The 20,065-nt window shown below is 37.8% G+C and carries 21 protein-coding genes; 1 reads left to right on the top strand and 20 read right to left on the bottom strand.

Annotated elements, in window-relative coordinates:
- Positions 1 to 7 precede the first annotated feature (7 nt).
- The 8 genes from coaBC to ACMW72_RS01335 form a co-directional block, all read right to left on the bottom strand.
- Positions 8 to 1,204, bottom strand: coding sequence for a bifunctional phosphopantothenoylcysteine decarboxylase/phosphopantothenate--cysteine ligase CoaBC (gene coaBC / locus ACMW72_RS01300; RefSeq protein WP_418367027.1), 1,197 nt, complete (start codon positions 1,202 to 1,204; stop codon positions 8 to 10).
- A 49-nt stretch (positions 1,205 to 1,253) separates the two neighbouring features.
- Complete coding sequence (gene rpoZ / locus ACMW72_RS01305) at positions 1,254 to 1,463, bottom strand: DNA-directed RNA polymerase subunit omega (protein ID WP_418367028.1); 210 nt, start codon at positions 1,461 to 1,463, stop codon at positions 1,254 to 1,256.
- Positions 1,463 to 2,080 carry a guanylate kinase gene (gene gmk, locus ACMW72_RS01310; protein ID WP_418367029.1) on the bottom strand — a complete coding sequence of 206 codons (618 nt, stop codon included), beginning with the start codon at positions 2,078 to 2,080 and terminating at the stop codon, positions 1,463 to 1,465. The genes rpoZ and gmk overlap by 1 nt, the downstream gene beginning before the upstream one ends.
- A 19-nt stretch (positions 2,081 to 2,099) precedes the next feature.
- Complete coding sequence (gene remA / locus ACMW72_RS01315; protein WP_418367030.1) at positions 2,100 to 2,360, bottom strand: extracellular matrix/biofilm regulator RemA; 261 nt, start codon at positions 2,358 to 2,360, stop codon at positions 2,100 to 2,102.
- Positions 2,361 to 2,452: 92 nt separating this feature from the next.
- A complete protein-coding gene (locus ACMW72_RS01320; RefSeq protein WP_418367031.1) occupies positions 2,453 to 3,331 on the bottom strand; it encodes a YicC/YloC family endoribonuclease in 879 nt (292 codons plus the stop codon).
- 142 nt (positions 3,332 to 3,473) lie between these two features.
- Positions 3,474 to 4,712, bottom strand: a complete 1,239-nt coding sequence (locus tag ACMW72_RS01325) for an LL-diaminopimelate aminotransferase (RefSeq protein ID WP_418367032.1) — start codon at positions 4,710 to 4,712, stop codon at positions 3,474 to 3,476.
- 12 nt (positions 4,713 to 4,724) lie between these two features.
- Positions 4,725 to 5,570, bottom strand: coding sequence for a diaminopimelate epimerase (dapF, locus tag ACMW72_RS01330; protein WP_418367033.1), 846 nt, complete (start codon positions 5,568 to 5,570; stop codon positions 4,725 to 4,727).
- A 23-nt stretch (positions 5,571 to 5,593) separates the two neighbouring features.
- Complete coding sequence (locus tag ACMW72_RS01335) at positions 5,594 to 8,329, bottom strand: calcium-translocating P-type ATPase, SERCA-type (RefSeq protein ID WP_418367034.1); 2,736 nt, start codon at positions 8,327 to 8,329, stop codon at positions 5,594 to 5,596.
- Between the two features lie 156 nt (positions 8,330 to 8,485).
- Between ACMW72_RS01335 and ACMW72_RS01340 the strand changes: the two genes are divergently transcribed.
- On the top strand, positions 8,486 to 10,189 hold the full coding sequence (locus ACMW72_RS01340) for an Rqc2 family fibronectin-binding protein (protein WP_418367035.1): 1,704 nt from the start codon (positions 8,486 to 8,488) through the stop codon (positions 10,187 to 10,189).
- Between the two features lie 146 nt (positions 10,190 to 10,335).
- Here ACMW72_RS01340 and ACMW72_RS01345 read toward each other — a convergent pair whose 3' ends face one another.
- The 12 genes from ACMW72_RS01345 to ACMW72_RS01400 all read right to left on the bottom strand — a co-directional run bounded on the left by ACMW72_RS01345 (position 10,336) and on the right by ACMW72_RS01400 (position 20,064).
- The gene (locus tag ACMW72_RS01345) at positions 10,336 to 10,866 is read right to left on the bottom strand and encodes a superoxide dismutase family protein (protein WP_418367036.1); all 531 of its coding nucleotides are present in this window, start codon (positions 10,864 to 10,866) and stop codon (positions 10,336 to 10,338) included.
- Between the two features lie 90 nt (positions 10,867 to 10,956).
- On the bottom strand, positions 10,957 to 11,631 hold the full coding sequence (gene rpiA, locus ACMW72_RS01350) for a ribose-5-phosphate isomerase RpiA (RefSeq protein WP_418367037.1): 675 nt from the start codon (positions 11,629 to 11,631) through the stop codon (positions 10,957 to 10,959).
- A gap of 114 nt (positions 11,632 to 11,745) precedes the next feature.
- Positions 11,746 to 12,477, bottom strand: a complete 732-nt coding sequence (locus ACMW72_RS01355) for a Bax inhibitor-1/YccA family membrane protein (RefSeq protein ID WP_418367038.1) — start codon at positions 12,475 to 12,477, stop codon at positions 11,746 to 11,748.
- 65 nt (positions 12,478 to 12,542) lie between these two features.
- Positions 12,543 to 13,034 (bottom strand): YajQ family cyclic di-GMP-binding protein, encoded by a 492-nt coding sequence (locus ACMW72_RS01360; RefSeq protein WP_418367039.1) that lies wholly within the window; start codon positions 13,032 to 13,034, stop codon positions 12,543 to 12,545.
- Between the two features lie 55 nt (positions 13,035 to 13,089).
- Complete coding sequence (locus tag ACMW72_RS01365) at positions 13,090 to 13,668, bottom strand: DNA-3-methyladenine glycosylase I (protein ID WP_418367040.1); 579 nt, start codon at positions 13,666 to 13,668, stop codon at positions 13,090 to 13,092.
- A 173-nt stretch (positions 13,669 to 13,841) separates the two neighbouring features.
- Positions 13,842 to 14,465 (bottom strand): cyclase family protein, encoded by a 624-nt coding sequence (locus ACMW72_RS01370; protein WP_418367041.1) that lies wholly within the window; start codon positions 14,463 to 14,465, stop codon positions 13,842 to 13,844.
- Positions 14,462 to 15,970 (bottom strand): glucose-6-phosphate dehydrogenase, encoded by a 1,509-nt coding sequence (zwf, locus tag ACMW72_RS01375; protein ID WP_418367042.1) that lies wholly within the window; start codon positions 15,968 to 15,970, stop codon positions 14,462 to 14,464. Before zwf ends, ACMW72_RS01370 begins: the two co-directional genes overlap by 4 nt.
- 27 nt (positions 15,971 to 15,997) lie before the next feature.
- A complete protein-coding gene (gene gnd / locus ACMW72_RS01380) occupies positions 15,998 to 16,894 on the bottom strand; it encodes a phosphogluconate dehydrogenase (NAD(+)-dependent, decarboxylating) (protein ID WP_418367043.1) in 897 nt (298 codons plus the stop codon).
- Positions 16,895 to 17,036: 142 nt separating this feature from the next.
- Positions 17,037 to 17,615 (bottom strand): orotate phosphoribosyltransferase, encoded by a 579-nt coding sequence (gene pyrE, locus ACMW72_RS01385; protein WP_418367044.1) that lies wholly within the window; start codon positions 17,613 to 17,615, stop codon positions 17,037 to 17,039.
- Positions 17,616 to 17,633: 18 nt separating this feature from the next.
- Entirely contained in the window at positions 17,634 to 18,365 is a 732-nt protein-coding gene (gene pyrF, locus ACMW72_RS01390) for an orotidine-5'-phosphate decarboxylase (protein WP_418367045.1), read from the bottom strand.
- A complete protein-coding gene (locus ACMW72_RS01395; protein ID WP_132766626.1) occupies positions 18,362 to 19,282 on the bottom strand; it encodes a dihydroorotate dehydrogenase in 921 nt (306 codons plus the stop codon). The genes pyrF and ACMW72_RS01395 overlap by 4 nt, the downstream gene beginning before the upstream one ends.
- Entirely contained in the window at positions 19,279 to 20,064 is a 786-nt protein-coding gene (locus ACMW72_RS01400; RefSeq protein ID WP_418367046.1) for a dihydroorotate dehydrogenase electron transfer subunit, read from the bottom strand. Before ACMW72_RS01400 ends, ACMW72_RS01395 begins: the two co-directional genes overlap by 4 nt.
- Position 20,065 lies beyond the last annotated feature (1 nt).

Genomic DNA, 20,065 nt, shown 5'->3' on the forward strand with positions numbered 1-20,065 from the left:
TATAATTCTACCCTTCCAAACGAAGCTTTACTTGGTTTAAGATTTGATGAGCTAATTCTTTCTTACTCATCATGGGGTAATCCATTTGCTCTCCTTCTTTTGTTAACACTGTAACAATATTGGTATCCCCTTCAAATCCAGCACCTTCTAATAAAATATGGTTGGCAATAATCATATCCATATTTTTCTTCTTTAGTTTCTTTTTTGCTCGTTCAATAACATCCTCTGATTCTGCGGCAAAACCAATGAAAAACTGATTTTCTTTTTTTCTTTGTCCAATTTCTAGGGCGATATCTTTGGTTCGTTCCATCTCAATCAACCATTCGCCCTCTGTTTTTTTGAACTTTTGATCATAGACGATTTTGGGACGATAGTCTGCTACAGCTGCTGCTTTTATAATCACATCTGCCTTTTCAAGTTGGCTCATTACCGCTTGATACATTTCTTCAGCCGACTCTACAGAAATAAGCTCAGCATTAGGTGGTACTGGAAGGCTTGTCTTACCAGAAACAAGGCTCACCTTTCCACCACGCTCCAAAACTGCCTCAGCAAATGCATATCCCATTTTACCACTGGAACGATTCGTAAAAAAGCGCACAGGGTCAATTTTTTCGCGAGTTGCCCCTGCTGTGATTAAGAAGGTTTTTCCCTTAAAATCTTGATTACGTTGAAAAAAAGATTCGATCGCTTGAACAATTTCTTCTGGCTCTGCTAAACGCCCTTTTCCCACATAACCACAAGCTAATAGCCCAGCATTTGGTTCGATGAACCGTACCCCTCTTGACTTTAAGATTTGAATGTTTTGTTGTACGGCTGGATGTTCATACATATGAACATTCATGGCTGGGGCAATAAAGATGGGAGATTGTACAGCTAAGATTGTCGTTGTTAACATATCATCAGCAATTCCATGGGCTAACTTTCCGATGACATTGGCGGTAGCTGGCGCAATGAGGACCAAATCCGCCCGATCTGCAAGATCAATATGGGATACGACCTCTGGATTTTTTTCATCAAAAGTATCAATAAAAACATTATTTCTCGACAACGTTTGCAACGTAAGTGGCGTGATAAATTTGGTTGCAGATTCTGTCATAATGACTTGAACTTCTGCACCTTTTTTGGTTAATTGACTGACGATTGTTGCTGCTTTATAGGCAGCAATTCCTCCTGTAACCCCTAGAAGAATCGTTTTCCCCTTCATTCTATTCACTCCTTTTCATCGCTAAAAAAATAACAACCGAGCATGGTTGTTATTTTTTTGATGGGGTATTGTTGTCAATCATCACTTGATCTTCATAGATTTCTTCTAAAGCTTTTCCTACATACTTATTCGATTTCGGATCAGAGATGAGTAAGTGTTCACCATCTCTTAATTTTCTTGCTCTTTTTGAAGCTGCAATGACTAGTTTATACTTACTATCCGCTTTTTCTAATAATTTATCAATTGATGGATATAACATTAAAGTTCCTCCTTAAGCCATTGTTCATAGTAAGGCAAAATCCGTTCTTTTCTTAGACGTTCAGCTTCAATAATCGACTGAATTCTTTTTACAGCCTTATTTACCTCGTCATTTACCACCGCATAATCATAATGCTTCATCATTTGAAGTTCTTCTTTTGCCGCATTCATCCTCTTGATCAAGCTTTCATCGCTTTCTGTTCCCCTATGGATAATTCGGTTTTTTAACTCGGCTAAAGATGGAGGCATTAAAAATATAAAAATACCTTCTGGGTACGTTTGTTTTACTTTTAAAGCCCCTTGTACTTCGATTTCAAGAATAATATCTTTTCCTTGTTGAATGGTATCCTCTACAAACTTTCGCGGTGTCCCATAGTAGTTTCCTACATATTCTGCCCATTCTAACAACTCATTGTTCTTGATCATTTGTTCAAATTCTTCTCTTGTTTTAAAAAAATAATTAACGCCATTGACTTCTCCAACTCGCGGTGGTCTCGTTGTTGCAGAAACAGAGTATACAAGATCTGATTGTTCTTTCCGAAGTTGGCTGCAAACTGTACCTTTACCAACGCCAGATGGCCCCGAAAGAACAATCAATAACCCTTTTTGAACGAACATGTTTGCAAACACTCCTATATTATTCTTCTCCCATATCGTCTTTTGAAGTAAGGCGATGAGCAACAGTTTCTGGTTGCACCGCTGAGAGGATGACATGGTCACTATCAGTAATGATCACGGCACGAGTTCTTCTACCATAGGTTGCATCAATCAACATACTTCGATCCCTTGCCTCTTGAATAATACGTTTAATTGGTGCAGATTCTGGACTAACGATGGAAATGATTCGATTGGCTGAGACGATATTACCAAATCCAATGTTGATGAGTTTAATTGACATGACTTAGTACCCCCCTTAGGTAGATATTACATATTATTTTACCTATTTTCCTATAACGATACAATTTTTCTTCATTTAAACTTAAAACAAGATTATTCAACATTTTGAACTTGTTCCCTAATTTTTTCAAGTTCACTCTTAAGCTCTATAACATATTGGCTTAATTCCAAGTCATTGGCTTTAGAACCAATTGTGTTCACTTCTCGATTCATCTCCTGGACGAGAAAATCTAATTTCCTCCCTACAGGCTCTTCAATCGTTAAGTTTAAGCGAAATTGTTCAATATGACTTTTCAAACGAGTAATTTCTTCATCAATATTGGCTTTATCTGCGAAAAAAGCAACTTCATTTAGTAGACGGGCTTCATCGATTTCGACCACACCATTTAGCCATTCATTCACCCTTATTAACAATTTTTCTCGGTACTCTTTGACAACAAGAGGGGCTTTAATTTCCACCTTTTGCAAAACTTTCTCTATATGATTCAAACGAGATAGAAAATCATTGCTTAAAACAGTTCCTTCCAATTGCCGCATATCAAACAAAGCACGACAAGTTTCTGCAAATAACTCGAAAAATTCTTCTTCCTTATCTTCTAGATCATTAATTTCCACATCCTGACTAATTAAATCAGGGATTAAGAGGAAATCTTTTATTTCAACGTTACCTGCTAGTTGAAATCTTTCTTTTAATTCTTTCAATAATTGTATGTATTGATCAGCCAAATCCCAATCTATATTTAGTCGTTGACTTAAATGATTCGCTTCAATCGTGATTATGATGTCGATTCTTCCTCTTTTGATATAATGCTGAAGGATTTTTTTCAGACGATCTTCGAAAACCATCAATTCTTTTGGCATTTTAAACACGACTTCAAGAAACCGATGGTTCACTGTCTTCATTTCGATCGTGATTTTTTTGTTGCCAATGATTGCTTCTTTTCGGCTAAAACCTGTCATACTTTTTATCATCTGTGATCACATCCATGAACTTATTCTAATCAATTTTAAAAACGGTTACAAGTGCTTAGGGTATAAAAAACGCTAATTTCGCCAAAAAAAGAAGAAAACTAACCATTTTTGGTCAGTTTCCTCTTTTTAAGACGATTAACAATTAAAATACAAATTCTACCGACGATAAACGATTTTTAATTTCATTCATCACGCGAATCTCGTCTTCTTCATCTTTTGCCATGAATGTTACAGAGAAACGAACAAAATGTCCCGCATCATCCCAAGGTACAGTGGAAATCAATTTTTCTTTGATTAGATATTGGGAAAAGTCTTCTGCTGATGCAAATGTAGGTCCATTCTTAATCCCTTTTGGTGCTTCCACATACATAAAGAACGAACCTTTTGGTTTATGTGCATGAAAACCTAATTCTCGTAATGTCTTTGCTAATAAATCATGCCGCCGTGAATATTTTTCTGCTGTTTTCTCTGTAATTTCTGGATGTTTTAGCGCATAAATGGCTGCTTCTTGGATCGCAAGGAATTGACCTGAGTCATTATTATCTTTTACATCGGAAAAGGCGCGAACAATCAATTCATTCCCTGCAACAAATCCAATCCTCCATCCTGTCATATTATAGGACTTAGAAAGGGAATGTACTTCAATACCAACTTCTTTTGCACCAGGGATGGAAAGAAAACTTAGAGGTTTCACTCCATCAAAAGTTAAAGCAGCATAAGCAGCATCATGAATCACAATGATATTATTTTCTTTTGCAAATTGAACTACTTTTTCAAAAAATTCTCTAGTTGCGCTGGCACCTGTTGGATTATTGGGATAGTTTAAATAAAGTAGTTTCGCTTTTCTTCTTGTTTCTTCATCTAAACGATCTAAATCAGGTAAGAAATTGTTCTCCTTTAAAAGTGGTAAGTTAACCACTTGTCCACCTAACCATTTAGTATGTGTTCCTAGGATTGGATATCCAGGAACTGTCATAATCGTAATATCTCCTGGGTTAATAAAAGCAGAAGGTAACATCGATAAAGCCGATTTAGCTCCTATCACATGGACGACTTCTTTATCTGGGTCGATTCCCTCTACACCAAATACTTTTTTTAGATATTCTGCGGCAGCAACCTTAAAGTCCCTTCCACCATTATCGGCATAGCCACGATTTTCTGGTTTTTGCGCTGCTTGATAAAGGGTTTCGATCACACCTTGATCGGCCATTTGGTCTGGTTCGCCAACGCCTAAATCAAGGAGTTCCATGTCAGGATGGTTTTTCTTTGCTTCTGCTTTCGCGCGTTTGATTTTCTCGAATTTATAGATTTCATTTGTTTTTCCGTACTGGTTCCCTCCAATACGTTCAGCGAATAATTGTTGAATGTAACTTTCCGCCATTTTTCATTCCTCCTACCATTTTACTTCGCCAAGCCAAGTTCCTCTAAAAACTTCCTTGGCCTCTCCAGTCATATAAACATGGTTATCTTCTTTGTTCCAATAAACTTTTAAATCTCCTCCTTTAAGATGAACCAATACTTCTCGAGATGTTTGTCCTGTTAAGACAGAGGCGACACCAGTTGCACAGGCTCCTGTACCACAAGCAAGGGTTTGTCCAACACCTCTTTCCCATACTCTCATTTCCACTTCATGATCATTTTTTACAGTTACAAATTCCACATTGGTTTTCTTTGGGAATAAAGGATGTGTTTCTAATTTGGGCCCCCATTTCTCTACATCAAAATGAGGAGCATCTTCAACATAAATCACCGCATGTGGATTCCCCATTGACACAGCTGTAAAATAAAATTTCACACCATCAACCTCGATTGGATGGTTGACGACCTCTGACTCTTTGATTGCAGTTGGAACTAATTCTCCTTTCAGAATCGGTTCTCCCATATCTACTTCAACAGTAGAAACGAAATTATTTTCAATATGTAACTTCACATGTTGAATTCCTGCTAAGGTCTCAACACTAAGTTTCTCTTTTTTCTTCATGTTATGGTCATAAACATATTTTGCCACACAGCGAATCGCATTACCACACTGTTCTGCTTCCGTTCCATCCGCATTAAAAATTCTCATTCTCACATCTGCTTTATCAGATGGTAAGATAAAAACCAAACCATCTGCACCAACACCAAAATTACGGTTACAAATATCAATCGCGAGTTGGTTGACATTCTTTGGTACATCCTCAAAATGGGCAACGACGACAAAATCGTTGCCCAAACCATGCATTTTGGTAAATTCCATTCTCAATTTCCCCTTTATCCATTCTAATTTGATACTTTTTTCATCAAAAATTTTGGTCGAACAATCAGATTAGCAATCCCAAAGCTCACTGTAGGAATTGCACCAGCAATCGTAACGAGAATCCAATCTATGAAGGTAAGACCTACCGTATGGAAAATGGGTTGCAATGGCTCAATATAAATGACACCTAAAAGTAATATTAATGATGATAATACGGCGAAGACTAAATATTTATTCTCGAATAAATTGCGATGGAAGACGGAAATATCACTGCGGCAATCGAACACATGGATCAACTGTGCCATGACCAAAGTGGAAAATGCCATCGTCTGTGCTTTGATTAAATTGTCAGGCTCACTCTGCCAAGTTAACCAAAAAACTCCTAGAGTGACTAGCCCGATCAGAAAACCTCGACTAACAATCTTCCATCCAAGCCCTCTAGCAAAGACATTTTCTTTACTATCTCGAGGAGGTCGATCCATAATGTCTTCTTCTGCCGGATCAACACCTAGAGCCATCGCAGGTAATCCATCTGTTACAAGATTAACCCAAAGGACTTGGATAGGAACTAGGGGTAAGGGTAATCCCATTAACATCGCAAAAAACATCGTCAAAATTTCGCCTACATTTGAGGCTAAGAGATAACGAATGAATTTGCGAATATTATCATAGATTCCTCTTCCTTCTTCAATCGCAGCAACAATCGTCGCAAAGTTATCATCACTTAAAATAAGAGAAGAGGCCTCCTTGGAAACATCAGTACCTGTGATTCCCATTGAAATCCCAATATCTGCTGCTTTGATCGCTGGTGCATCATTGACACCATCACCTGTCATCGCAACAACGTGTCCTTTTGCTTGTAATGCTTTTACAATTCTCAGTTTATGTTCGGGCGATACTCTTGCATAAACATAAATATCGTCTACTTTTTCCATAAATTCTGTGTTGGACATATTATATAAATCCTGTCCATTTACTGTCAACCCATGAGGTGGAAGGATGTTCAATTGTTTCGCGATCGCTTCCGCGGTGGTCTGATGATCCCCAGTGATCATGACCGTTTTTATCCCTGCATTCTTACAAGTTTGGATTGCTTTTTTTACTTCTTCACGGGGAGGATCAATCATTCCAGCAATACCAACAAAGGTTAGGTTTTTTTCTGCTTGTTCTTCTGAAACAAATTTTTCTCCCCTTTTTATTTCTTTATAAGCAAACCCCAAGTTACGAAGAGCACGACTAGCCATTTTTTCAATGACCAATTTTACTTGATTTTTGATCGATGGAGTTAGGGAAACGATACGGCCATCTAAAATAATGGAAGAACAACGTTCTAATAGCACATCAGGTGCTCCTTTAACAGCAACGAATTGTTGATTGTTTTTTTCGACAATGACAGACATCATTTTTCTTGATGAGTCAAAGGGAAATTCCTGTTTCTTGACCCAGAGTTTTTCTAACTCTTCCTTCATTATATTTGCTTTTGCCGCTAAAACGACTAATGCTCCTTCTGTTGGATCACCTTGTATGCTCCATTCACTTTTAACCTTTTTTAAGAATCCTTTTTTTCCATTCTCAACGAGCTTCGCATTATTACAAAGAACGCTAATCTCCAGTAATTTTTTTAAGGAAATATTTTGTTCAGGATTGATTTTTTTTGATCGAAGGAGAAACTCCCCTTTTGATTCGTAACCTGTACCTGTTACTTTGATTTCTTCTCCACCAATCCAAAGATCAGTTACCGTCATTTTATTTTGCGTTAACGTACCTGTTTTGTCCGAACAAATAACGGTAGCACAACCTAATGTTTCTACCGATGGGAGTTTACGTACAATCGCTTTTCGTTTGATCATTCGTTGAACACCTAAGGCAAGAGCTACAGTAACAATTGCAGGTAACCCTTCTGGAATTGCCGCAACAGCTAAACTCACTCCCGCTAAAAACATCTCATAAGCATTATGACCATGCCAAATTCCAGTTATTACGACAAGTGCGGTTAGCAATAAAGAGATGACGATTAATATCTTTCCTAGTTGTTCTAATCTTCTTTGCAGTGGTGTTTCTACTTCTTCCGTCGACTGAATCAAGTCAGCGATTTTCCCCATCTCGGTATTCATTCCTGTCTCAACGACCACCCCTACACCAGTTCCACGAGTCACTAGTGTTCCCATAAAAGCCATATTTTTTTGATCACCTAAAGGAATATCTTCAAAAGGAATCACATCTTCTTGCTTGTGAACAGGAATGGATTCCCCTGTTAAAGCCGATTCCTCAATATATAAAGCATGTGCCTTTAGCAAGCGAACATCTGCAGGTACTCGATCTCCACTTTCTAATAAAACGATATCCCCTGGTACGACTTCGACTGCCGGGATAGAGGTCGTTTTACCATTACGAATGACACGTGCATGGGGAGCCGCCATTTCTTTTAAGGCTTGTAACGATTTTTCCGCGCGAAATTCTTGAATGAATCCAAGAATCCCATTCATAATGACAATGGCAATAATCGTTATGGCATCAGTATATTCACCAAGCAATCCTGAAATTAAAGTTGCGACTAAAAGAACTAAAACCATAAAATCTTTAAATTGATCTAAAAAAAGAGTGATTGGTGAAATGGTTTGTTTTTGTTCCAATTGGTTGGGGCCATATTTTTCTAGAAGTTTTGGAACCACTTCATTCTTAAGACCTTGTTCCTCTGTTACGTGAAATATTTTTAAGATGGACTCCTTTGGAATGGTATGCCATTTTAGTTCTGACACTCTTTTCCCTCCCTCAACTTGTACCTCATCATGCTAACTTTATTCAGACGTGCTTTAAATTAGAACAAGATCGATGTCAAGTTGTAGGAGAGATTTGTCCAATTTGCCAAACTACATTATACTATCACTATGATGGTAAGATTGAGGTGATTAGTTATGCCTTTTGACGGATTTGTCACCCGTGCACTAATCCATGAATTAAGAGAAAAATTGATTCATGGTCGAATTCATAAAATCTATCAACCCCATCCATCCGATTTGCTTTTGCACATTCGTTCCCATAAAGATAATCAAAGTCTATTATTATCTGCAAACCCAACTTACCCACGGGTATATCTAACCAAAGAAAACTTTTTAAATCCCCTTGAACCACCGATGTTCTGCATGCTGTTAAGAAAGCACTTAGAAGGAGGAATCATCGAAAATATTACCCAAGTGAGTCATGAACGGATTATTCATATTGATGTAAAAACAAAGGGCGAGTTAGGAGATATTCAGAATAAACGGTTAATTGTTGAGATCATGGGAAAACACAGCAACATCATCCTGATTAATTCAGACACGAACATCATCATCGATGGAATTCATCATGTAACTCCTGCGATTAGCTCTTATCGCCAAGTTCTGCCAGGCAAAGAATATGTTGCTCCACCTGATCAACAAAAAATCAATCCTCTAGAGGTTACACAAGAAAAGTTTCTCGCTAAGCTTCAATTCAACCAAGGAAAACTAGACAAACAACTGGTTAATCAATTTGAAGGTATGAGCCCTTCTGTTGCTAGAGAGATCCTATATCGAGCAGGATTACCAACTAAAGAGAATCTATGGAAGGCATTTTTAGAGTGGATGGAAAAAGCACGGAATCATGAATATCAACCAACGATTGTCTATAGTGATCGACCTGATTTTTCTATTCTACCCCTCACTCATCTACAAGGAGAAAGGGAAAGTTTTTCAGAAATCAGCCTCTGTTTGGAGAAGTTTTATTCAGCAAAGGCTAAACGGGACATGGTTAAACAAAAGATGCAGGATCTTTCCAAAATCCTCATCAACGAAAAAAATAAAAATGAAAAGAAGATTGGTTACTTACACAAAGACCTGGAACAAGCGAAAGAAGCAGAGAAATTCAAGCTTTATGGAGAACTGATCACCGCCCATATGTACATGATCAAACGAGGTGATTCAGAAGTTGAAGTGATCAATTATTATGATGAAAATCAAGGATTGATCAAGATCCCGTTAGATCCATTAAAAACTCCTTCAGAAAATGCACAACATTATTTTAAAAAATACAATAAATTGAAAAATAGCCTTTCCATTATCAAACAACAAATCAAAGAAACAAAAAAAGAGATTGAGTATTTGGATACCCTACTTACGCAAATTGAAAACGCCGATTTAGCTGATTTAGAAGATATTCGCAATGAGATGGTTGAGCAAGGATATCTTCGTGGGCGCGGGAAAGTAGATCGACGAAAAAATAAGAACCCTGAAATCGAGCAATATCGGTCTTCCGAGGGAGTTCCCATTTACGTAGGGAAAAACAACCGGCAAAATGAATACCTAACCCATCGCCTTGCTCATAGTACAGATACATGGCTGCATACAAAAGATATCCCTGGTTCCCATGTGGTGATCAGAGGGAAAGATTTTGGCGAGCAGACGTTGTTAGAAGCAGCAACCTTGGCGGCATATTTCAGTAAGGCCAAACACTCCAGCCAAGTGCCTGTCGATTATACATTGATTAAATATGTGAAAAAAACAAGTGGAGCAAAACCTGGATTTGTGATCTATGAAAATCAAAAGACCCTCTATATTACCCCTGATGAGAAGATTATAGAGAGGTTGAAGGTAAAATAGGGTAAATTTGATTATAAAAATAGGTTTGTATATTCCAACGCGCTCCGTTGTCGTATATTTCTTTTGAATAAAAAGGAAAGAAAGACACTCCCAAAAGTCGCTGCTTATGGAATATACAAACCTAGCCTTAAAACATACAAGCCATTTCAACAAACGCCAACGATCACGCCACAGGCTATTCGTTTTCCAGCATCTCCTGCCGGTTGTGTTCGGTAATCATCGGGATTAAGATGAATAATCACAGATCGTCCAACAACATCATTTACTTTAAACTTATTGGTAAAGAAATTCATACGAGCATAACCATTATTGGAAAAGATTACAGGAAAATCTCCTGCATGGTTTCCATGGGGTTGATTGGTTGGGTTCCAGTGTTCACCTGCTCCTTCAAAAGGATTATTTGGATCACCAACTGTACAATCCCCTCTCATATGAATATGAAATCCATGGGGGCCAATGGGATCTTGATCACCTTTTGCAGGTTGATAAGCAGGAAGCCCATGCAATTCTACATAAACTTCTGTTCCATTAGGTACATTCGTAAAGACAACAAACCCTCTAAGATTAGGAGCGAGTGGCCCGCCTTTTACTCTTGCATAAGCACGTCGGTAACCCTTTTTATTTACCAAAAAAGGATAGTCGGAAACATAATAAGGAAATGGATAAAACATGTACATATTTTCTTTACCTCCTAATGAATTCCTTATTAACTTCCTCTATCCTATGCCTAATTCTGGCCACCTGTGCTAGGAACTAATCTTGTTTTATTAAAACGATTTCGTTATAACATTGACCTTCCCATCTTTTTGGCCAATAAGAACAATATCTGCCATATTCGGGAACAGTCCATTCTCAACAACGCCTGGAATTGTATTCAGTTCTTTGTTTAATTGTTCTGGATTTGCGATCTTTTCAAACTTACAATCCAATATGTAATTTCCATTATCTGTAATATAAGGTTTATCATCGACAAGTCTTAATTGAGGCAGACAGCCGAATTTTGCTATTTTTTTCATTGTATTTTCCCAACCAAAAGGTGTAACTTCTATGGGTAATGGAAAGTGGCCAAGTTGTTTGCCTAACTTTGATTCATCAGCAACAATGATTAATTTAGTACTAGCTGCAGCAACAATCTTTTCCCTGAGTAATGCCCCTCCTCCTCCTTTAATCAGGTTTAATTCAGAGTCAATTTCATCGGCACCATCAATGGTAACATCGATCTGATCTACACTTGCGAAATCTGTAAGGGGAATTCCTAATTCTTTCGCCAATTCTTCCGTTCTCTTAGACGTGGGTATCCCTTTAATGTTTAATCCTTGTTTCACTAATTGACCCAGTTTTTGGATCGTCCAATATACAGTAGAACCTGTTCCTAACCCAACAATCATTCCATCTTTTATGTAATCCATTGCTTTTTCTCCTGCAAGTTGTTTTGCATTCATTTTGTACCCTCCAAAATCTTTAAATTTTGACTGAAATATTTTAACAAATTGAACAGAAGATTGTACAGTATAATCATAATAAAATCCAGTCATTTGACTGGATTTTCATTCTATTTATCGATCTTTCAGTTTTCGAAGTAGGTCTAAGATTTCTACGTATAACCATACAAGGGTAACAATTAAGCTAAACGCTCCGTACCATTCCATGTATTTAGGTACGCCTATTTTAGAACCTTGTTCGATCATGTCAAAGTCTAAAACAAAGTTAAAAGCAGCAATACCCACAACAAACAGACTGATTAAAATACTCAATGGACTGCTATTATGAATAAAGGTTAATTGGCTTCCAAAGAAACTCATAATGAGATCTACAAAATAAACGAGTAGAATCCCAAGAGTGGCTCCTACCACCATTTTCCGAAAGGGAGCGGTTATGTGGATGAGGCGAAAACGGTAGATCATTAGCATAACGAGAAATACGCCAAAAGTGAATCCAACTGCTTGGATGGTAATGCCTTGATATCTTTGTTCGTACATGGCAGACAAGCCACCAAGTACCATCCCTTCAAAAACAGCATAGACGGGGGCAACTACTACAGCGATCCTAGGTGCAAAAGAAGTGATTAATGCTGCAATCAGACCACCAATGACACCAATCCACATCCAAGAGCCAATCGCATCGACTCCACCTTCCAGATAACGATTCCATAAGACAAAAGCAGAACCCATAACAATCATAAAAAGGATAAAGGTTTTATTTATGGTTCCTTCGACTGTCATTCGATAAGAGAAATCGATTTGCTCTTCTTTTGTTAAACGTTTTAAGACTGGATTTGAACTTCTCATTCAAAATCCTCCTTTCAAATTCCTTTCTTAAGATAAGATATGGTTATTTTCCAAAAGTATGTCTATTATCGATAGTTTGTAAATTGAAGTTCGAGGCTGTAATCTTGTCCTCGTAAGAATTGAATCACTGATTGTAAATCATCACGGCTCTTACCAGAGACACGAATTTGATCATTCATAATTTGTGCTTGTACTTTTAGTTTTAAATTTTTAATATCCTTTACTATTTGCTTTGCAATCTCGGTTTCAATTCCTTGCTTAATTTTAATCATTTGTCGTACTGTACCACCACTAGCATCCTCAATATTCCCATATTCTAGGTTTTTGATCGATACTTTGCGATTGATTAGTTTCGTTTGCAATACATCAATTACCGCTTTTAGTTTGTATTCATCATCTGCAAGGATCTTGATTTGATCTCCTTCTAAACTAATTTCCACTTTGCTATTTTTGAAATCGTATCGTTGGCTAATCTCTTTTTTTGCTTGGTTCATTGCATTATCTACTTCTTGCATATCCACTTTGGAAACAATATCAAAAGATGCTTCTTTTGCCATAAAACCTCTTCCTTTCATTAGCTTACAATATTACTTTTTAATCATTTTAACATTCTCAAACAAACGATTCCATTCTTTTTACTTCCTCATGACGAAAACAATCGATCGTATGATCATTGACCATTCCAATCGCTTGCATGTAAGCATAGCAAATCGTTGGCCCCACAAATCGAAATCCCCGCTTTTTCAAATCCTTACTTAACTTCTCTGATTCAACAGAAGTAGTTTGAACTTCTTTCCAGTCTTTTAACTGGTTATCGATCGGTTTGTAATCTACAAAACGCCATAAATACCGTTCAAAGCTGCCAAATTCATTTTGAATTTGTAAAAAAGCTTTGGCATTTTGGATTACAGCTTCAATTTTTTTCCGATTCCGGATAATGCCTTCATTTTTCAATAATTCTTCTATCTTTTTTTCATCATAATCCTTAATTTTAACAGGATCAAAATCATCAAAAGCCTGGCGATAATTTTCCCTTTTTCTTAAAATCGTCATCCAGCTTAGACCTGCCTGCATTCCTTCGAGAATGAGAAATTCAAAAAGCTTGCGGTCATCATGGACAGGTACTCCCCATTCATGGTCATGATATTCAATACATAGGGGATCTCCTTTTACCCAACTACACCGGTTCATTTGGCATTACCTTTCTATATCTGTTGAATTGTTCATGAATTGCTCATATTACTACACTTATTATACATTTGCTATAGATTTATGAATAGTAAACGAAATATATCATAAAAAAAGATTTCATCTGAAGTTTAACTTCAAATGAAACCTTACCTAAACTTCGACGCATGACATTGTTATCTTTCTTTGATCAAGATGGCACGAGTTGGAGCTGCTTCTGCACCTTTGATATATAAGGGTGCTGCATAAAGAAAATATTCTCCTTCTTCCACTTCTTTCAGGCGTAACCCCTCTAAAATCACGATTCCAGCCTGAAAAAGTTGAAGGTGTGTCTCATGATTGGGTTGACTTCGCTCAATTCCTAGAGCATCAATACCAACGCCTTTAATTTGTATCTCTGCCAAATATTTGGCTCCACTTTTTTCAAGGAAGATAAATTCTGGATTAAATCCTTCATCATAGGAATTTTTCGTTTTAAAAAGGATAAAATCTCCCTTTTCAATCTCTTTCCCAAGCAAATCTTCACGTGTAATTTGTTGCTCTAAATAAGTCAAATCAATCACTTTACATGGGGTTATGACTTTGGATAGATCCAAATAATCAATGGTGTCTCCCCCATTAATCATATGCAATGGGGCATCTATATGGGTTCCTGTATGCATATCCATATCGATTCGCGATTCATACGCCGTTGCTGTACTAAAGTCTTGTACGGTTTTCAGTTGCGGGCGTTTTTCTTCTTTATTTTTATACACAGGCATGTGATAATGAATGGGCATGGAGATATCAAAAATTTTCATAGTTTCATCATCTCCCCTTCTCCAACATTCCACCATCTTCGCCTGTCACGGTGGAGCAATTCATCCGCTTCCTTTGGTCCCCATGTGCCAGATGGGTAGTTAGGAAAATCAATCGGTTGATTTTGCCAAACTTCGGCAATGGTATCGACCAGTTTCCATGAATATTCCACTTCATCCCAGCGAGTAAATAAAGTAGAATCGCCTCTCATGACATCGTATATTAATCGTTCATAAGCTTCTGGTGAATTGGTCCCCACTTGACAATTCTGACAAAAATCCATTTTTACAGGGACAATGTGATTCTTGGTTCCAGGCTGTTTAGCATTAAATTGTAAATAGATTCCTTCAAGGGGCTGAATCCGAATGACTAAGAGGTTTGGCATTAAATTATCTTTGTATTCTTTAAAATATAATGTGTGTTCTAGTTGTTTGAATTGAACAATGACCTCTGTAGACTTCGCTGGCATTCGTTTTCCTGTGCGAATATAAAATGGAACCCCTGACCAACGAAAATTGTTGATATGTAATTTTAAAGCTGCAAATGTTTCAGTTGTGGAAGTAGGAGAAACCCGTTCTTCCTCCCGATACCCAGGAACTTTTTTCCCTTTTATCATTCCTGGACCGTATTGGCCACGGACCGTATTTTTGATTGCGGTTTCTTTCGTGAACTCTTCAATGGAACGCAAAACCTTTACCTTTTCATCCCGAATGGACTCCGTTTTAAGATTAATCGGTGGCTCCATTGCCGTTAACGTGAGAAGTTGTAGCATATGGTTTTGAATCATATCCCGGAGTGCCCCTGCTTTTTCATAGTAGCCACCCCGGTTTTCAACTCCCACCGTTTCACTTGAGGAAATTTGAATATGGTCAATATATCGATGGTTCCAAATGGGTTCAAAGAGAGCATTGGCAAAACGGATCACCATAATGTTTTGCAGCATTTCTTTACCTAAATAATGATCGATACGATAAGTATTCTCCTCAGTAAAAACTTGTATCATTTGCTGATTTAATTCTCGGGCAGATAGAAGGTCTCTGCCAAAGGGCTTTTCAATTACAACCCGTTGCCATGATCTTTGATTCTCTACTAATCCATGAATTTTTAATTTCTCAGCGATGAAGCCAAAGTATTCTGGAGCAACCGCTAAATAATAAATACGATTTCCGTTTGTTTGGTATTTTTGATCTAATTGCTGAAGAAATTCCTTCAAATGGTAATATCCTACATCCTGAGAAAAATCAAACTGTTCATAATAGAGTCGTTCTCCTAGAGTTTTCCATACTTCTTCTATAAACGGGAATCTGGAAAACTGTTTTACGGAATCCACTAATTCATTACGATATTGTTCACTTGTTTTGTCTCTTCTGCCAATGGAAACGACCGCAAAATGTTCTGGCAGTTGGTTCTCATGATGTAAATTGTAGAGTGCAGGAATCAATTTGCGATAAGTTAAATCCCCTGTTCCACCAAAGATAACAAAGATGTTAGATAAATCGGTGTTCATTAGCAACCACCTTTTTCGTCTATTTCTTTATTTTTTTTCGACTGCATGACCACCGAATTCGTTTCGTAAGGCTGCAACCACTTTACCTGCAAAGGTATCTTCCTGTTCAGAGCGGTATCTCATAAACAAGGATTCGGTGATAACTGGTGCTGGAACTCTTAGGTCTAATGCTTCTTGAACCGTCCATAAACCTTCTCCTGAAGAATGCATAACTCCTTTAATGGAATCTAAATGGGGATCTTTTGAAAAGGCTCTCTCTGTTAATTCGATTAACCAACTGCGGATCACCGATCCGTGATTAAAGACTCTAGCGACTTTTTGCAAGTCAAGGTCAAATTGACTTTTTTCCATGATTTCAAACCCTTCACCAATCGCTTGCATCATCCCATATTCGATTCCGTTATGAACCATTTTAACAAAGTGACCCGAACCATTTCGTCCTGTATGTAAGTAACCATTTTCAACACTAATATCTCTTACTAAAGGTTCAATATATTGGAACACTTCATCTTCAGCACCGATCATCGTACAAGCTCCATTTCTAGCCCCAGTAATACCACCACTTGTTCCTACATCCACAAAATCAATCCCTTTTGCTTTTAATTGCTCATATCTTCTTAAAGTGTCTTTATAGTTTGAGTTTCCTGCATCAATAATGATGTCCTTTTTGTTTAAAAGTGGTACCAGCGCATCAATCATTTGGTCAACTGGATCTCCTGCTGGTACCATGATCCAAATCACTTTTCTTCCTTCAAGCTTATTCACAAGCTCCTTAATACTATATGCTCCTATGATTCCTTCTTTTTCAATCTCTTTCACTTTCTCAGGCGAACGATTATATGCTACTACTTGATGACCATGATCTCTCATATTTAAGGCGATATTATAGCCCATTTTCCCTAAGCCAATCAATCCAATTTGCATACAAGTACCTCCTCTAGATGTATTATCTAAGAAAAAAAGATCCATATTAGTTATTTTTTTATATCATTTATTTTATATACCAAAGTTTCTCAAGTTTCTAGAGGAGAAGTATTGGGACGTTTGGGAATGGCTGTTTTTCTGCTTATCTTAATCCCCGACTTCCTGGTTTGATCACTGGGATGTTTCCCTCTTTACAGATCGGGCATGATTCCTGATCATAGGATTCCAATTCCATGGATATGAGGGATTGAAAGGGAACTTCAAAATCTACTTTTCCATTACTGCGATCAACGAGAACACAAACACCGATAACTTCTCCGCCGTTCTCTTTTACTACTTCAATCACTTCTTTTACTGAACCACCAGTGGTGACCACATCTTCGACAACCAGCACTTTTTCACCAGGTCGAATCTGAAAACCCCTTCGTAATGTCATCTTCCCATTTTCCCGTTCACAAAAGATATTTCTAACTCCTAAGATTCTTGACATTTCATAACCTACGATAATCCCGCCAACAGCTGGAGAAATGACTAAATCGATTTCTTTTTCAGGTACTTTCTCAGCTAAAATTCGACACAGTTTCTCGGTGTGTTTTGGATATTGTAATAATTGAGCCATCTGCATGTATTTGTCAGAATGACGTCCTGATGTGAGGAGAAAATGCCCTTCCTTTAGAACTCCTAACTCTTGAAATAAATTGAAAATTTCTTTCTGATCCATATTTTTCACTCCTATTCTTTAATTCAGTATGTTTTCTACATTTCGAACGATCTCTTCCAATTGTTTTGCGGGTTCTTTTGCTTCTGTAATCATTCTCCCAACCACAATATAGTCCGAGCCAAATTGAAACGCTTGTTCCGGTGTCGTGATTCGTTTCTGATCATGATTCATTCCACCAGGAAGACGAATTCCAGGTGTAACTGTCAAAAAATGAGTTCCACAAGTCCCTTTAATATTACTAACATCTAAAGGAGAACACACTACTCCATCCAAACCAGCTTTTTTCGCTAGTTTGCTGTAATGTTTTACAACGGTATCCATCGAATAAGGAATTCCAATCTCGTCATGAAGCATTTGTTCATCAGTACTGGTCAATTGAGTTACCCCAATTAAAATGGGTCTTTGTTGTTTGGCAGCGAGGTTTTTTTCCATTTGATTCCTTGCTTCTTCCATCATCCGAATGCCGCCAGCCACATGAACATTAAACATTTCTACTCCCATTTTTGTCAGTTGAGCAGCTGCTCTTCCCACTGTATTGGGAATATCATGAAGCTTGAGATCAAGAAAGATTTTAATCCCCAATTTCTGTAATTTTTCAATGATGGGATAACCCGCGCCATAAAATAGCTCCATTCCCACCTTTACAAATCGAAGTTCACCTTCAAATCGAGCGACCAGATCAAGGGCTTCTTTTTCAGTTGGTACATCTAAGGCGACAATGATTCGATCACGTATTGAAGGATTATTCATTGATAGTTCCACCCTTCCCCTGTCAGTTCGGATATTTGTCCAACACCCATTTCATCCAGGACACGTTCTAAATCTTGAATAATCTTTGGCATGACATATGGATCGATGAAATTGGCCGTACCTACAGCAACCGCAGAAGCGCCAGCAAGGAAAAATTCAATCACATCTTCCGCAGATGTAATTCCTCCCATGCCAATGATCGGAATGGAAACATTCTTATACACCTCATAAATCATTCGTAAGGCAATAGGTTTAATCGCCGGCCCTGATAAACCACCTACTTGGTTCGCTAGTACCGGTTTTCTGGTTTTTAAGTCAAACCGCATACCAATCAACGTATTAATCATACTTAGACCATCGGCTCCTGCTTCTTCTACCGCCGTTGCCATTGAAACAATGTCAGTTACATTTGGCGATAATTTCACATAAACGGGAACTTTACTTACTTCTTTTACTGCTTTGGTTAATTCATAGGCTACCTTTGGATCTGTTCCAAAGGTGATTCCTCCACATTTGACATTGGGGCAAGAAATGTTTAACTCGATCATCGCTACTTCAGGAACGGCTGAGATTTTCTCAGCTACGGCTACATAGTCTTCTACTAATGTCCCTGCTATATTTACAATAATTGGTGTTTGAAATTGGGATAACCAAGGAAGTTCTTCTTTTATAACAGCCTCGACCCCAGGGTTTTGTAGACCAATTGAATTCAACATTCCACTAGGTGTCTCAGCAATACGGGGAGTAGGGTTTCCTAACCGTTCTTCCAAAGTAGTTGCTTTGACAACAATTGCTCCCAATAGACGCAGATCATATAATTTCGCGTATTCTCGCCCATAACCAAAACACCCTGATGCAGGCATAATCGGATTCTTTAATACCAAATCGCCTAATTTCACTTCTAGTCGGTTCTTCATAGAATCACCTCCCGAAAAGGAAAAACAGGCCCATCGGAACAAACCTTTTTATAACCTTTTGGATCATAATTAGAATCAACTTTTACTACACACCCATAACAGGCACCAATTCCACACCCCATTCGTTCTTCTAAAGAAAGATACCCTTCGATAGACTGGTCGAAAAAATATTTTTGTTGAATCGCTCGTAACATTCCTTTTGGTCCACAACTATAAAAAACTTGCCAATCGTCTAGCTGATCATGAATCAAATCCAGTACTGTCCCTTTTATGCCTAATGAACCATCAATAGTTGCAATTCTCGTCTCCCCGAGACTTAAGAATTCATCGATAAGAAATGACTCTTGCTTCGACTGGAATCCTAGTAAACTCGTAACTTGAAATTCTTTTTCTATTAAGTGCTTGCCTAGGTAATAGAGAGGAGGAATCCCGATTCCTCCACCGATTAGAACGACTTTTCGCTTATCTTGTAATTTAGGATCGGAAAAGCCATTCCCTAGAGGACCAAGAAGATCGATTGGATCTCCTGCTTTCTTTTGACTTAGTCGTTTGGTCCCTTCTCCCTCAACCCGATAAATAAAAGTGAGTTGTTGGTTGTTCAGGTCTACATCATGGATACTAATCGGTCTTCGCAATAAAGGAGCCGTACTGTCATTCACATGGATATAATAGAATTGACCCGGTTGAACCAAGGATAACGAATCTTCTACTTTCACTTCCATTCGATAGACTCGGTTTGTTAAAGGATCATTCCTTAAAATGATCGCTATTTCTTGCTTCATT

The organism is Tepidibacillus sp. LV47, from assembly GCF_048381575.1.
In the GTDB taxonomy this organism is placed as follows: Bacteria; Bacillota; Bacilli; order Tepidibacillales; family Tepidibacillaceae; genus Tepidibacillus.